This window comes from Streptomyces sp. NPDC060366 (assembly GCF_042725135.1).
Lineage (GTDB): Bacteria > Actinomycetota > Actinomycetes > Streptomycetales > Streptomycetaceae > Streptomyces.
This window is the reverse complement of sequence record NZ_JBHXDC010000007.1, coordinates 377,086-391,203: the sequence shown is the minus strand read 5'-3', so window position 1 is coordinate 391,203 and position 14,118 is coordinate 377,086. Positions and strand designations below refer to the sequence as shown.

At 71.6% G+C, this 14,118-nt stretch carries 12 protein-coding genes; 2 read left to right on the top strand and 10 right to left on the bottom strand.

All coding sequences use genetic code 11. The annotated features are described in order from the left end of the window. Positions 1-64: 64 nt before the first annotated feature. From ACFWHU_RS20415 to rpe, 4 genes are all read right to left on the bottom strand, one after another. Entirely contained in the window at positions 65-937 is an 873-nt protein-coding gene (locus tag ACFWHU_RS20415) for an RNA polymerase sigma factor SigF (RefSeq protein WP_385801370.1), read from the bottom strand. Positions 938-1,187: 250 nt separating this feature from the next. Continuing rightward, the gene (locus ACFWHU_RS20410; RefSeq protein ID WP_385801372.1) at positions 1,188-2,630 is read right to left on the bottom strand and encodes a GuaB1 family IMP dehydrogenase-related protein; all 1,443 of its coding nucleotides are present in this window, start codon (positions 2,628-2,630) and stop codon (positions 1,188-1,190) included. A 234-nt stretch (positions 2,631-2,864) separates the two neighbouring features. Next, on the bottom strand, positions 2,865-3,914 hold the full coding sequence (locus tag ACFWHU_RS20405) for a sugar-binding transcriptional regulator (RefSeq protein WP_385801374.1): 1,050 nt from the start codon (positions 3,912-3,914) through the stop codon (positions 2,865-2,867). A 102-nt stretch (positions 3,915-4,016) separates the two neighbouring features. Then, positions 4,017-4,700 (bottom strand): ribulose-phosphate 3-epimerase, encoded by a 684-nt coding sequence (gene rpe / locus ACFWHU_RS20400; protein ID WP_078078347.1) that lies wholly within the window; start codon positions 4,698-4,700, stop codon positions 4,017-4,019. 191 nt (positions 4,701-4,891) lie between these two features. Between rpe and ACFWHU_RS20395 the strand changes: the two genes are divergently transcribed. After that, positions 4,892-6,550, top strand: coding sequence for a TIGR03086 family metal-binding protein (locus ACFWHU_RS20395; protein WP_387226100.1), 1,659 nt, complete (start codon positions 4,892-4,894; stop codon positions 6,548-6,550). Positions 6,551-6,579: 29 nt separating this feature from the next. Here the strand turns inward: ACFWHU_RS20395 and ACFWHU_RS20390 are convergent, their stop codons facing one another. Next, positions 6,580-6,939, bottom strand: coding sequence for a winged helix-turn-helix transcriptional regulator (locus ACFWHU_RS20390; RefSeq protein WP_387226098.1), 360 nt, complete (start codon positions 6,937-6,939; stop codon positions 6,580-6,582). A gap of 125 nt (positions 6,940-7,064) precedes the next feature. Between ACFWHU_RS20390 and ACFWHU_RS20385 the strand changes: the two genes are divergently transcribed. Further along, entirely contained in the window at positions 7,065-7,730 is a 666-nt protein-coding gene (locus tag ACFWHU_RS20385) for an NADPH-dependent F420 reductase (RefSeq protein ID WP_387226095.1), read from the top strand. A 12-nt stretch (positions 7,731-7,742) separates the two neighbouring features. On the opposite strand, the gene ACFWHU_RS20380 is transcribed toward ACFWHU_RS20385, so the two are convergent. From ACFWHU_RS20380 to ACFWHU_RS20360, 5 genes are all read right to left on the bottom strand, one after another. After that, positions 7,743-8,072 carry a helix-hairpin-helix domain-containing protein gene (locus ACFWHU_RS20380; protein WP_387226093.1) on the bottom strand — a complete coding sequence of 110 codons (330 nt, stop codon included), beginning with the start codon at positions 8,070-8,072 and terminating at the stop codon, positions 7,743-7,745. Between the two features lie 112 nt (positions 8,073-8,184). Beyond that, positions 8,185-9,540, bottom strand: a complete 1,356-nt coding sequence (locus ACFWHU_RS20375; protein WP_387226091.1) for an FAD-binding oxidoreductase — start codon at positions 9,538-9,540, stop codon at positions 8,185-8,187. Between the two features lie 86 nt (positions 9,541-9,626). Next, positions 9,627-10,238: a TetR/AcrR family transcriptional regulator gene (locus ACFWHU_RS20370; RefSeq protein WP_387226089.1), complete on the bottom strand. Its 612-nt coding sequence runs from the start codon at positions 10,236-10,238 to the stop codon at positions 9,627-9,629. A 79-nt stretch (positions 10,239-10,317) separates the two neighbouring features. Then, positions 10,318-10,770, bottom strand: a complete 453-nt coding sequence (locus tag ACFWHU_RS20365; RefSeq protein WP_387226087.1) for a pyridoxamine 5'-phosphate oxidase family protein — start codon at positions 10,768-10,770, stop codon at positions 10,318-10,320. 157 nt (positions 10,771-10,927) lie between these two features. Continuing rightward, positions 10,928-14,113, bottom strand: a complete 3,186-nt coding sequence (locus ACFWHU_RS20360; protein WP_387226085.1) for an amidohydrolase family protein — start codon at positions 14,111-14,113, stop codon at positions 10,928-10,930. Positions 14,114-14,118: the final 5 nt, after the last annotated feature.

Genomic DNA, 14,118 nt, shown 5'->3' with positions numbered 1-14,118 from the left:
GGCCCGGGACTCGGGCCTTCCCCGCCACCACGCGTATACGAGAATTCCTGGTGGGTCGTCCGGCTCACTCGACGGCGAGCAGACCTTCCCGCAGCCGTCCGGTGATCCGTGACAGCAGTCGCGACACATGCATCTGGGAGACGCCCAGTTCCTGCCCGATCTCCGACTGCGTCATCTCCGCGCCGAAGCGCATCTGGAGGATCCACTTCTCGCGCTCGTCCAGCTCGTCGATCAGCGGCTTGAGCGCCTGCACGTTCTCCGCCGCCTCCAACTGCGCGTCGGGCGCGCCGAGTCGGTCGGAGAGCTTGGAGGACGACTCGGCGGTGTCGTCGGTCGGCATGTCGATCGAGCCGGCGGTGTAGCCGTTGCTCGCGACGACGCCTTCGATGACCTCGTTCTCGTCGAGGTTCAGGTATTCGGCGAGTTCGGCCGTCGTCGGGGCGCGGTCCAGCCGCTGCGACAGTTCGTCCGTCGCCTTGGCCAGGTCGATCCGCAGCTCCTGGAGCCGGCGCGGCACATGCACGGCCCAGCTCGTGTCACGGAAGAACCGCTTGATCTCACCGACGATGTACGGGACGGCGAACGTCGCGAACTCCACCTCGCGGCTGAGCTCGAAGCGGTCGATCGCCTTGATGAGGCCGATGGTGCCGACCTGGACGATGTCCTCCATCTGGTCCGAGCGGTTACGGAAGCGCGTCGCCGCGTACCGCACCAGGGCCAGGTTGAGCTCGATCAGGGTGTTGCGCACGTACTGGTGCTCGTGGGTGCCTTCCTCCAGCTCTGCCAGCCGGACGAAGAAGAGCCGCGAAATCTCCCGGGCGTCCTTGGGTGCCACATCCCCCGGGCACTCCACGTACGGAAGTCCCAGTTCCGCCATGTCGGCCTGGTGGGTTCCGTACTGCGTGCTGTCGGTCGGGACTGTGCTCGCCATGGACACTGTGTCCTCCCCTGCTCCGTTGGACAGTGCACAGCCCGTGTACCCAGACGTAACCAAGTCATGTCCCCCGATCTCCGGCCGGGATGTGCCCGTCCCGGTCGCCGCGGCTGCGGCGACCGGGACAGCGTCTCGCCTACGGCGAGGAAAAGACCTGGTCAAGGGGGTGGGAGCGGCTCGGTCACGACCGTCGCGGCCGGATGACGGAACCGCCGAAAAGATCTTCGGGCCCCCCGGACAAACCGGACTTTCCCTAACTCCAGCTCGCGTGGAGGGGCTTGCCCTCCGCGTAGCCCGCCGCGCTCTGCACGCCGACGATCGACTTCTCCGCGAACTCCTCCAGCGAGTTGGCCCCGGCGTAGGTGCACGCGGACCTGACCCCGGCGATGATCGAGTCGATCAGGTCCTCGACGCCCGGCCGTGAGGGGTCCAGGAACATCCGCGAGGTGGAGATGCCCTCCTCGAACAGCGCCTTGCGGGCCCGGTCGTAGGCGGACTCCTCGCTGGTGCGGTTCCGCACGGCGCGCGCCGACGCCATGCCGAAGGACTCCTTGTACAGACGTCCGTCGGCGGCCTGCTGGAGGTCGCCGGGCGACTCGTACGTACCGGCGAACCAGGAACCGATCATGACGTTCGACGCACCGGCGGCCAGGGCCATCGCGACGTCGCGGGGGTGCCGGACACCGCCGTCCGCCCAGACGTGCTTGCCGTACTTCTTCGCCTCGGCGGCGCACTCCAGCACGGCGGAGAACTGCGGCCGTCCCACACCGGTCATCATGCGCGTCGTACACATGGCGCCGGGGCCCACACCGACCTTGATGATGTCGGCGCCGGCCTCGATGAGATCGCGCACGCCCTCGGCGGCCACGATGTTGCCCGCGACTATCGGCACCTTGGGGTCGAGCGCCCGGACGGCCCTGATCGCCGCGAGCATCGACTCCTGGTGGCCGTGCGCGGTGTCGACGACGAGCGTGTCGACCCCGGCGTCGAGGAGCTGCGCGGCCTTGCCCGCGACGTCGCCGTTGATGCCGACGGCCGCGGCGATACGGAGCCGGCCGGCCGCGTCGGTGGCCGGGGTGTAGAGCGTGGCGCGCAGCGCGGCCTTACGGGTCAGGATGCCGACGAGCTTGCCCTCGGCGTCCACGGCCGGGGCCAGCTTGCGGTTGGCGCCGTCGAGCCTGTCGAACGCCTCGCTCGGGTCGATGTCCGCGTCGATGAGCAGCAGGTCCTTCGACATGACCTCGGACAGCTGGGTGAACCGGTCGACCCCGGTCAGATCGTGGTCGGTGACGATCCCGACGGGGCGCATGCCACTGTCGACCACCACTCCGGCGCCGTGGGCCCGCTTGTGCAGCAGCGACAGGGCGTCACCGACGGTCTGCGTCGGCGCCAGGATGATCGGGGTGTCGAGCACGAGATGCCGCGTCTTGACCCAGGAGACGACCTCGGTGACGACCTCGATCGGAATGTCCTGCGGGATGACGACGAGGCCACCGCGCCGGGCGACGGTCTCCGCCATACGGCGGCCCGCGATCGCCGTCATGTTGGCGACGACGAGGGGGATCGTGGTGCCGGTGCCGTCGGGTGCGGCGAGGTCCACACCCTGCCGGGATCCGACGGCCGAACGGCTCGGCACCATGAACACATCGTCGTACGTCAGGTCGTACGGCGGCTTCAGATCATTGAGGAAACGCATACCGACTCTCTCACCTGCGGTTCTACGGAAAGGGCGGGTGGGGAGTCAGCTCGGACCGGTGACGGTCCCGGCTGCGGCTCCTACGTCATCATCGCCGATGGCACGGACTTCTGGCGAACCGGCGGGATGCTTTCCGTACCATCGGCCGACGGGCGCCGGGGGTGTTCGTAGCTTCGGCCGAAGACGCCGGCGGTGTCGTGGTCGCCGCCCCCGGCGCCACTCGCCGTCCGGGTCCTACTCGCCGTCCGGGTCCTTGCGCTCCAGGGCCGGGCGCGAGCCGGGCTCGAAGTCGTGCAGCAGGAAGTCGGCCGCGGCGGTGTCGGTGACCAGGCTCGTGACGAGCCCGGATCTCAGTACGGCTCCGATGGCCGCGCCCTTGCGCTGGCCGCCCGCGATCGCGACGACCTCGGGGATACGGCGCAGCCGGTCGGCCTCGACGGTGATGCACCGCTCGCCCAGGTCCCGTCCGACCCGCCGGCCCTCCGCGTCGAAGAGATGCGCCGACATCTCGGCCTCGACCCCGAGGGACGCGTAGTGCGAGCGCTCCTCGTCGGTGAGCATGTCGTGGACCGTGGAGATCCCAGCCTCCCAGGAGCCGATGGAGACGGCGGCGACGGTGACCTTGTCGAAGTAGTCGAAGGCCCGCGCGATACCGGGCTGGCTGCGCAGCGCGGCGGCCGTCGCCGGGTCGGGCAGCAGCATCGGTGCGTAGATCGGGTGCGCCTCGCCGCCGGAGACCTGTGCGGCGCGACGTACGGCCTCGACGGAGCCGCGCTCGGCGGTGCCCGCGTCGTACACACCGGTCAGCTGGACGACGGTGCAGGGCGGCAGTCGGTCGAGCGCCGCGGCCATATGGATGGTGGAGCGGCCCCAGGCCAGACCGAGGACATCGCCCTCGACCACCAGTTCGCCCAGGAGGTCGGCGGCGACCTCGCCGAGGTTCTCCGGGTCGGGCGACTCGTCGGCGCCCTCGGCGGGCGACTCCACGACGACCGCGTGCCGCAGGCCGTAGCGGGCGCGCAGGGCGTCGGAACGCTCGGCGTCCAGCTCGGCCGGGACGCGGATCTCGATCCTCACGAGGTCACGTTCGAGCGCGGTCTCCAGGACCCGGGCCACCTTGAAGCGGCTGACGCCGAACTCCTCGGCGATCTGGATCTTGGACTTGCCCTCCAGATAGAAGCGGCGGGCCATGGCCGCAGCCTGCACCAATTCCGCGGGTCCCATGCGCAGGGCCGGCCGACCCGCCGACATACCAGACACCGCGATCTCCTCACTGCTGTTCACACTCTGGACGCGCTCTCATCCTGTCAGATTCGGCGGTCCTTGATCAGCCCGGATGGGCGCCGTTCATGTAGCCGTGGCCAGGTGGCCGCGTGGAATTGCGCCTCAGTGGGCGCAGGACCAGCCGGCCGAGGCGGTCGCCTCGTCGGCCTGGTGGCGCAGCATCCGCACGGCCGCCGCCGGGTCGTCCGTCCCGTACACCGCCGAACCGGCGACGAAGACGTCCGCCCCCGCCTCGGCACACCGCTCGATGGTCGCGGCCGAGACGCCGCCGTCGACCTGGAGCCACAGTTCGAGGCCGTGCTTGGAGATCAGCTCACGGGTACGACGGATCTTGGGCAGCATGATGTCCAGGAACGCCTGACCGCCGAAGCCCGGCTCCACCGTCATGATCAGCAGCATGTCCAGCTCGGGCAGCAGGTCCTCGTACGGCTCGACGGGGGTCGCGGGCTTCAGCGCCATCGAGGCGCGAGCGCCCTTGGCGCGGATCTCGCGCGCGAGCCGTACGGGGGCCGCCGCGGCCTCCGCGTGGAAGGTTACGGAACCGGCTCCGGCCTCGACGTACTGCGGCGCCCAGCGATCGGGCTCCTCGATCATCAGATGGCAGTCCAGCGGGGTCTCCGTCGCGCGGGCGAGCGCTTCGACCACCGGCACGCCGAGAGTCAGATTGGGCACGAAGTGGTTGTCCATGACATCTACGTGGAGCCAGTCGGCGCCTTCGGCCGCTTTCGCCTCCTCGGCCAGACGTGCGAAATCGGCGGACAGGATGCTGGGGTTGATCTGAGCCATGCGCCAAGCCTGCCATGCTCCGGGCGACTTCCCCGCCTCGTTGCGCACCATGGGGCCCGGGGACGGGCACAGTCCGCGCAATCCTCGCGATTCGGCGGGTGCGAGTGGGGGTGTGTGGGGGCGGCGGGGCCCAGGGGCGGGGGCGCGGAGTGCCTTGACTCTCCCCGCGTGGGAGACCTGAGAGTGGCCGTATGCGCAACGACACCCCACCCGAACCGCCGGAGTTCACCATCGGTGAGCTCGCCGCCCGCACCGGTCTGTCGGTCAAGCTCGTCCGGCACTGGTCGGACCTCGGCATCGCGCCCCCGGCCGGCCGCTCCGCGTCCGGCTACCGCAGATACGGCCCCGAGGCCGTCGCCCGGCTCGATCTGGCCCGTACGCTCCGCGATCTCGGGCTGGGGCTGGCCGAGATCCGGGGCGTCCTGGACCGTGAGCACGGCCTCGCGGAGACGGCGGCGGTCCACGCCGACGCGCTGGAGGCCCAGATCCGTACGCTCCGGCTTCAGCTCGCGGTGCTGCGTTCGGCCGGGCGGCGCGGGTCGACGGCCGAGGAGTTGCGGGTGCTGACCGAGCTGACCCGGATGTCGGCCGCCGAGCGTGAGGAGACCGTCCGTACGTTCGTGACGGGCGCGCTCGACGGCATCGACGCACCCGGCTACCGCGAGGCACTGCTGGCCGCCACGCCCGATCTGCCTGCCGATCCCACCGCCGAGCAGGTCGACGCCTGGTTCGAACTGAGCGCTCTCGTCCGGGATCCGGCCGTGTCGGCCGGGCTGCGCGCGATGGCCGCGTACGCGGCGGAGCACTCCCCCTCGGTGCACGAGGAGGGCCATGTACGGGCCGCCGAGCGCATGACGGACTTCTGGGTACGCCGGGTGTCGGCGGCGATGGCGGAGGGCCTCGCGCCGGACTCACCGTCTGCGGACGACGTCGTCGGCGCGGTGGTCGCCGAGTGGATCCCCACCCAGGAGGGCACGGCGTGGCCCGCGGGGACGGCGCCGCGGACCGACGGCGCCGAGGCGCGCGGGCTGTTGCTGGCGCAGTTGGAGATGGCGGCCGATCCGGGGGTGGAGAGGTACTGGCAACTGGTCTGCGTCATCAACGGCCTTCCGGTTCGGCCGGGGCTGGCGGCGCGGGGCGAGTGGCTGATGACCGCGCTGCGGGCGAATCCGGCGCCGGGCGCTCTGGCCGCCCGGCAAGAGGCCCTGTACGCGAGCGCCCCTGCGGGCTCGGGCGACCCGCGGGAGGTGTCGGTGGCCTTGCGTCCGGACCGGATCGTGGAGACCTGCGCGCTGGTTCTGGGCGAGGTCGGGAAGCTGGTGGCAGGGGTCGGGCCGGACCGGTTCCGCGACCCCACGCCGTGCGCCGACTGGGACGTACACGCACTGCTCGGCCATCTGGTGTGGGAGAACGTGATGTGGGCGGGGCTGGCGGCGGGGGCGCCGCCCACGGGAGCGGACAACGGTCCGGGCGCGGACGGGAATTCGGACGCGGACGCGGACCTTCTGGGCAGCGATCACGTCGCCGCGTTCCGGGACGCCGCCGCCGCGACACTGGCGGCCTTCCGCCGGCCGGGGCTGCCCGAGGAGCGTTTCGGACCCGCGCCCGGGTGGCGGATGGTGGAGCAGCTGCTCATCGAAATGCTGGTCCACGGCTGGGACTTGGCGAGGGCCACGGGCCGGCCGACCGGCTTCGCACCGGACATCGCGGACGCCGTGCTGCCGTCGGTGCGGGAGATCTACGGCTCACTGCCCCGCACGGCGGGCGGCTCGTTCGCCCCGGAGCGACAGGCGCCGCACGACGCGAACGGGAACGACCGGCTGGCGGCGTATCTGGGGCGCGAGGTCTGAATCGCTGAGGCGAGTGGCCTGACGAATCCTCAGTCCTGGGTCGCCTCGGCCGCCTCCTGAGCGGCCATGACCTCGTCGCCGTGCTCGAACGCCCATGCTCCGACGGCATCGAGGGGTGCCAGCAAGGTCCGTCCCAGCGGGGTGAGCCGGTACTCCACGCGTGGTGGTGCTCCCGGATGGGCGTGCCGTTCCACCAGCCCGTTGAACCGCAGGCGCCGCAGCGTCTCGGTGAGGACCTTGGAGCTGATGCCGCCGATCCGCTCGCGCAGTTCGACGGGGCGCCGGGGACCGTCGCGCAGCGCCCGCAGCACCACGGCGTTCCACGTGTTCGAGAGCAGGTCGAAGGCGAGGCGGGCGCGGCAGTCGGCGAGGAAGGCGTCGGTGGTCACGTACCGAATGGTGCCCGACGGGCCGCCTAGCGTCGTCGCGGACGGCCGGAAGCGGGCGTCGTGGACGCAAGGCGCGAAAGGCGCGGAGACGTGGCGTGGAGACAAGGCACGGAAGGGGACGCGTGATGAGGATAGGCGTACTGGGGACGGGCAACATGGCGGACGCGCTCGCCACCCACTGGGCGCGGGCCGGCCATGAAGTGGTCATCGGCGGACGGGACTCGGACAAGGCGCGGCGGCTCGCGACCCGTATCGGGGGCGGTACGAAGCCCGCCACCACGCGTGCGGCGGCCGAGTTCGGTGAGGTGGTGCTGGCCGCGCTGCCTTTCGGCGCGAACGCGGACGTGGCGCGGGAGCTCGGGGCGGCTCTGGACGGCAAGGCGCTGGTCGACTGTGCCAATCCGGTCGGGCCGGGCTTCCGGCTGCTGACGGAAGGAGGCCCCTCGGCCGCGTCGCGACTGGCCGTGGCGGCGCCGGGGGCTCATGTGGTCAAGGCGTTCAACCTCTGCCACGAGGACGTGTGGCGCATGCGGCCGCCCGTCTTCGACGGACGGCCACTGGCCGTTCCGATCTGCGGGGACGACGAGGAAGCCCTGGCGCGCGTAAGGGAGTTGGTGCGCGATGTGGGCTGCGAGCCCGTGGCCGGCGGCGGGCTGGAGCGGGCGGGGCTCCTGGAGGCCACGGCCGCGGTGTTCATCGGGCTGTGGGTCGGGGAACGAGCGGACGCCCAGGCGATCGCGCCTCCGCTTGCGTACGCGACGGGGCCGGAGCGCCCTCCGGGCCCGGTGTGACACGGGGGTCGTTCACGGTCCGGTGGGTCCTGCGGGTCCGGTGGGCAACCGCGCCTGTCGCTCGGCCTGGAGTCGGCTGCGTTCGGGCGTGTAGTGCCACCAGGGGCGGGCGGGTTCTCCTTCGGCCTGGTCCACGGCGGACATGACGGTGTCGAGGAGGCAGGGGTCGAGCCGCTGCCCGGCGGCGGCCGACATCCGCTCGTACAGTTCGACCGGGTCCTCGCCCACCAGTTGCGCGATCCTGGTGACACCGACGCGCTCGAAGTAACCGGCCACGGAACGGCCGACGTTGACCAGCTCGGTGAGGTCCGATTCATCGTGTTCACCGTGTGAGGAGGTCACGAGGACCACTCCCTTTCGTTCGTATCCGTACCCATACCGGCCACGTAACCACTCGGGTTCCGACCAGGTCTTGAACGAATCGGACACCCCGTCGACGCGCCGGGGCCGCCGCTCATCCCGGATTCCTCGCGGGCTCCTCGGGCGGGATGTTGAAGTTGACGCGGAACATGTTGTCGGGGTCGTACCGCGACTTGATGGTTCGCAGTCGCTCGAAGTCGGCCGGGGCGTAGGCGGCGCGCACGCGGTCGGGGCCGGTGTCCTCGACGCCCGCGAAGTTGACATGGGTTTCGCCGGTGCTCCAGGGGCGCAACCGGGCCAGCAGTTCGTCGCGCCCCCGCAGATTCCGGGGTTCGGGGACGGCGCCGGTGAAGACCGAGAAGGCGGCGTCGCGTCCGCCCACACAGTTGCCGACCTTCGGCGGGCGGGCGTAGGCGCCGCCGAAGTGGCGCAGTTCGGTGACGAACGACGCCTCCGCGCCCGGTCCGGCCGTCGCGACGACGGTGTCGACGGCGTCGCTCGTCAGGTCACCCAGCAGGACGTTGCGGTCGTAGGCGCGGTACGGCACGGACGTGGGGTCGTGGTGAATCGTGCCGACCTCGGCGTACGGCATCACCCGCACGGTGTCCAGGACGACCGGGCCGATCTCGCGCAGTGGCCGCACCAGGCGCTCGCCGTCCGCCACGTCACCGCTGTGGGCGATGCGAATGTGGGCGATGAACCGCCCGCGCAGCGGATCCGGCACGTCGGGCACGTCGGGGTTCCGGACCAGCAGCACCGAGGAGGCCATCTCCTCGGGCACCTGCCGGGTCCACTCGGCGTACGCCCGCAGCACGTCGGCTGTTGCCTCGCCCGCGAAGTAGAGCCCGCCGCCGTACAGCCGAGATACGGGGAACAGGTCGATCTCCATGCCGACGACCAGCCCGAAATTGTCGTTGCCGCCGCGTACCGCCCAGAACAGGTCGGGCTCGTCCTGCGCCGTGACCTCACGGACCCGGCCGTCGGCCGTGACCAGGCGCAGCCGCCGTACGTGATCGGCGGCGAACCCGAAACGACGCCCCAGCAGCCCCGCTCCGCCGCCCACCAGATACCCGACCGCTCCCACGTTGGGGCTCGCGCCGTTGAGCGGCGCCAGGCCGTGCGGCGTGGTGCGCTCCAGGACGCCCTGCCAGCGCGCCCCGGCTTCGATCCACGCCGTCGCGCCGGACACGTCGACCTCCACGCCGTCCATCCGCCCCGTGTTGACCAGCACGGCGCCATCGGCGGACCGGCTCGGACCGTGCCCGGTGGCCATCACCGCCAGGGGCCGCTTCCGTGCCCCGGCCAGCCTCACCGCCGCGACCACGTCCTGTTCGTCCCGAGCGACGACCACACGGTCCGGCCGCGACTCGACCGCCCGATTCAGTCCCAGCCGCGCCTCGTCGTACCCCGGCTGCCCCGGCCGACAGGTCGGGGGAATGTCTGTACTCATACGCGGCAACGTATGGGGCGGACGGGACCAGGTCTTGTACGAATCGGACACGGCCGCGTGTCGCGAGCGGTGGGGGCTCGTGCGTGTCAGGGGTCGTCGTGGCCGGCGACGAGTGCGCGGACGCCGAGGAGCATGACGTCCATGCCGATGTCGAAGTGGGACTGCGGGGGCTTCCCGGCCGGGACGGGAGGCGGGGAGACGAGCCCTGCCAGGGCGAACCCGTTGGCGAAGTCGACGAACATGCCGGCGCACGCGTCGATCTTGTCCGCCGGTACGCCCGCCGAGGTCAGCGCGGCGTGAAGTGGGCCGTTGATCATCGCCGACGCCTGGGTGACCGCCACCGGGTCGGTGACGATCTGGAGTACGAGCCGGGGGTGGCTCCGGGCCAGGCCCCGGTAGGCGTTCACCCAGGCACGCACCTGTTCGGACCAGTCGTCCGGTACGGACTGCGGCAACCGCATGCGTGAGAAGACGAGTTCCACGAGCCCCGAGAGGACCGCGGCCTTGTTGGGCAGGTGGTGGTAGATCGACATGGGGTCCACGCCCAGTTCTCGGGCCAGACGGCGCATGCTCAGGGCATCGAGACCCTGCTCGTCGACGAGGGCGAGGGCGGTCGTGAGGATCCGGTCGGCGGTGAGTCCCGCCTGGTCGGCGGCGGGGCGCCCGCGCTTCCTGCCCGTGTCCGGTTCCGTTGCCACCTCGGCATCCTACCGAGCGGAAGCGAATTCATACGCCGTAGATTTTCAGGTGGCGGCGGGGCGTACGGCGACGGCCGGTTCAGTGCGTCCTGCGCCGCCACCCGTGTTCGGCGTGCCAGGACTCGATGACGAGGTGGTCGGCGGGGGTGCCGAGGTAGGTGAGCGCGACTTCCCGGATGTCGATCCGGAAGAAGCCCGCGCCCACGTGCGGGTTCCCCGCCGGGGCCGGCGTCTCCACGAGGACTCCGGAGAGTTTGGCGTCTCCGTGCCAGGTCTCCCCCTCCGGGGCGTCGATCGTGGGGCTGTGGACGGCGACGCGCGGATCGCGCCGGGCGTCGCGGAGTTTGACCGATCCGCCCATCATTCCCAGAGTGACGTCGCCGTCCTTGAACTCCAGCTCGATCGCACTGATGCGAGGTGAGCCGTCCCGGCGCAGGGTCGCGATCGTCTTGTTGACGCCCGTCGCGAAACACGCCGAGACCCTGTCCGCGAACTCCGGGTGCCTACCGCGGATCTCGTGCCACGTAGCCATGCCGCGAACTCTCCCGTCGGTGGATCCGGTGGCCCACACCGACATTCTACGGTGTAGGAATCTTTTCCTACACCGTAGTTTTTTCGGAGAGCTCGATGCCCACCGCACTCGTCCCCGTCCGGCCCCCGCCCCCAGCCGGTTCTCCCTCAGCTCTTCCTCAGCACAGACAGCCCGTCCCGCCGGGGCGCGGGTCCTGCCACCCGTACCGGCGCTCGGTCCGCGCGGACACCAGGGACCGCTCCTTCGGATTGGCCGCGGGAGACCGCGTACCCGTGGCCCTGAAGGGCTCCAGCAGCGAGGACACCGTACGGAGCGTGCCGCCCGTCACCACCGTCCGTACGGCCGCCGCCGCGTCGATGTCCCGCAGCGGATCGCCCTCCACGAAGACCAGATCGGCGAGCATGCCCGCTTCGAGCGTGCCGAGGTCGTCGTCCACGCCCATGCGCCGGACGGGGTTGGCGGTGGCGGTGCGCAGCGCCTCGTACGGGGTGAATCCGCCCCGCACCATCGCGCGCAGGTTCTGGTGCAGCGACAGGGCGGGATCGTCCAGCGGGGCGTCCGAGCCCGCGATGACGCTGCCGCCGCCGCGCTGTACGCGCAGCAGCATGTCGACGCCGCCCGCCAGCAGCGCGCGGTTCAGCCCGGCGTCCGGGCCGCCGGCCGCGTCCGCCTTGGCCACCAGGACCGTGTAGTCCCACGGCGGGTAGAGCAGGCGGGTCCGTTCGTCGGTGACCAGCGAACGGTCGTCGGCGAGCAGTACGGAGGAGTTCATCAGCGTGGAGGTGACGGGCATCCCGGCGGCCGTCAGGACGGCGATGGCGTCCTCGTAGGCCCTGCCCAGCCGGGTCTGGGTCTGCGAGTAGCCGACGCGGTTGCCGCCGCCCGTGTGCTCCATGGCGTCCATGCCGTACGCCGCGTGCGGGTAGGCGTAGTGCGAGGTGACGAGCAGCCCCCGCTCGTGCGCCTGGCGGGTGACCGCGCGCTCCAGTGGGGCCTGTAGCCGGATGTAGGTCTTGACGAGGTCGTACGAGAGCCGTTCGGCGCGCTCCATCTCCAGCCGCAGCTGGTCGGTGCCGACCACGGGACGGGCGAAGTTCCAGAACACCCGCGCCCCGTCCAGGGCGTCGCCCGTACCGAAGAAGCGCGGCCCCACCTGGGCGCCCGACTCGATGGCCTCCCTCGTCTCCACCATCTGGTAGGCCGGATCGCCCGGTGACAGCACGGTGGTGATGCCGTACGACAGGAGCAGGCGACCCGTGCGGTCGCCCCACTGCCGGCCGCGCAGGTGCCAGTGCAGATGGGCGTCGACCAGGCCGGGCATCGCGGTGAGGCCCGACAGGTCCACGACGGTGTCGCCCCGGCCCTGTCCCGCGGGGCGGATCGCGGCGATCCGGTCGCCCTTGACGACGATGTCGGCGGCGCCGCGCAGTTGCTGGGCGCGCCCGTCCCACACGGCGCCGGCGCGGAGCACCACGGTGCGATCCGTCGCAGGTCTGCGGTAGGTGAGGGGGACGGGCACGGTGCGCGGGGTGCCGCCGGTGAGCGGGACGGTGCGCAGCGTGCCGTTGTTCAGGTAGAAGAGACGGCCGCCCGTGTCCACGGAGAGGGAGTCGGTGACCTCCGTGGTGATCTGCTCGGGTGCGCCGGTGATCTGTCCGGTGGGATCGACGGGCACCCGCCACGCCGTGCTCTCCATGACGAAGACGAAGTGCTTGCCGTCCGGGGTCCACACCGGTCCGTCGTCGCCCCGGGTGGCGATCGACCGGTGGGCGGCCACGGGCTGGGAGCGGGTGGCGCCGGTGGCCAGGTCGACGGTGAGGACTTCGCTCAGCCCGGCCCGGTTGCGCCTGGAGTAGGGCTGGTTGGCGGCGACCGCGAGGTGGGCGCCGTCCGGGGACCAGGTGGGGCGGCCCGGCTGGAAGAGGACGGGAAGCACCTGGCGTACGGCGCCGGAGGCGAGTTCCAGCACCCAGGTCGCGCCGTTCTCGTCCTGGTAGGCGATCTTCGTGCCGTCCGGGGACCAGCGGGGGGTGAGCTGCGCGCCCGGCAGGGAGGTCAGCCGCACCGGCTCACCGCCGGTGAGGTCCCTGCGCCACAGCGCGGCCGTTCCCGAGCGGTCGCTCGCGTGGACGAGGGCCGTGCCGTCGGGGGACCAGTCGGGGTCGGAGTTGAAGAATCCGTCGTCGGCCAGTCTGACGGGGGCCTCGCCGGTCTTCATCACCCACAGCGCGTTCAGCGCCCGGAAGGCGATGCGCTGACCGTCGCGGGAGACGACCGGGCTCGCGATTCCCTTGGCCTGCCGGGCCGCCCGGGAGGTGAAGTCCCTGACCCGAGGCTTCCAGGGCTTGCGGGTGAAGGTGACCGTCGCGGTGAAGTCCACCGTGCGGGGGGCGCCGCCGGGGCGCAGCCGCCGGACGTGCCCGCCTGCCGTGTAGAGCAGGTCACCGTCCGAGGTCCAGGATGTGCGCACGGCGTGCACGTCCTCGCCGGCGGCGGCCACCTGGCCGTCGATCATGACATCGGCGCGGGTCCCCGCGAACTGTACGTAGCTCACCCGGCGCCCGTCCGGGCTCGGCGCCGGGCCGAAGATCTTCGCTCCGGCGCTCGCGGTGATCAGCCGGGTCCTGGTTCCGGTCGCCACGTCCACGGAGTCGATCGCCGCGTCGTTCACCGTGCAGACGATCGTCCTGCCGTCCGCCGACCAGGCGGGTGTGCCGTCCTCGTCGGGGCCGGTGGTGAGCTGCGTACGGACGCCGGTGGCCGGGTCGAGCAGCCACAGGTCGTTGCTGCCCGACCGGTCGGAGGTGAAGACGATCCGGCTGCCGTCGGGCGCGTACTGCGGCTCGCGGTTGTCGTAGTCGTCGTCGGTCAGCCGGGTGAGGCCGGTGCCGTCGCGCTTCACCGACCACAGCTGGTAGGCGCCGTCGCGGAAGGACTGGAACACCACACGGCTGCCGTCCGGCGCCCAGTGCGGCTGGGTGGCGTCCTGGAGTTCGCCGGTGAGCCGGACGGCGGGACCGCCCGCACCGGGGACCAGCCAGATCGCGCTCAGTACGTCGACAGCGAGGCCGGTGCCGTCGCGGGAGAGGGCGGCGGCCATGTTGGTGCCCTCGGAGACGGTGACGGTGACGGTACGAGGCGTACCGCCGGGCCGCTCGGCGGGCAGCCCCGGCTCCGGGCCGGCCGCGGCGGCCCGGCCCGCGCTCGTACCCCCGGCGGTCAGCGCGCCGGCGGTCACCGCACCGCTCACGGCCAGGACATGCCGTCTGCTCGGGCCGGGAGCGGGTGCGGGGGCGGGGTTCGTGAGGTCCATCAGGTTCTCGTGTTTCTTCAGGAGGGACATACCGT

Excerpts from the sequence above, each read along its gene's own strand:
- rpe (WP_078078347.1), bottom strand. The coding sequence starts at position 4,700 with ATGGCTCAGATCAACCCCAGCATCCTGTCCGCCGATTTCGCACGTCTG.
- ACFWHU_RS20360 (WP_387226085.1), bottom strand. The coding sequence starts at position 14,113 with ATGTCCCTCCTGAAGAAACACGAGAACCTGATGGACCTCACGAACCCC.
- ACFWHU_RS20395 (WP_387226100.1), top strand. The coding sequence starts at position 4,892 with ATGCGCAACGACACCCCACCCGAACCGCCGGAGTTCACCATCGGTGAG.
- ACFWHU_RS20410 (WP_385801372.1), bottom strand. The coding sequence starts at position 2,630 with ATGCGTTTCCTCAATGATCTGAAGCCGCCGTACGACCTGACGTACGAC.
- ACFWHU_RS20385 (WP_387226095.1), top strand. The coding sequence starts at position 7,065 with ATGAGGATAGGCGTACTGGGGACGGGCAACATGGCGGACGCGCTCGCC.
- ACFWHU_RS20375 (WP_387226091.1), bottom strand. The coding sequence starts at position 9,540 with ATGAGTACAGACATTCCCCCGACCTGTCGGCCGGGGCAGCCGGGGTAC.
- ACFWHU_RS20365 (WP_387226087.1), bottom strand. The coding sequence starts at position 10,770 with ATGGCTACGTGGCACGAGATCCGCGGTAGGCACCCGGAGTTCGCGGAC.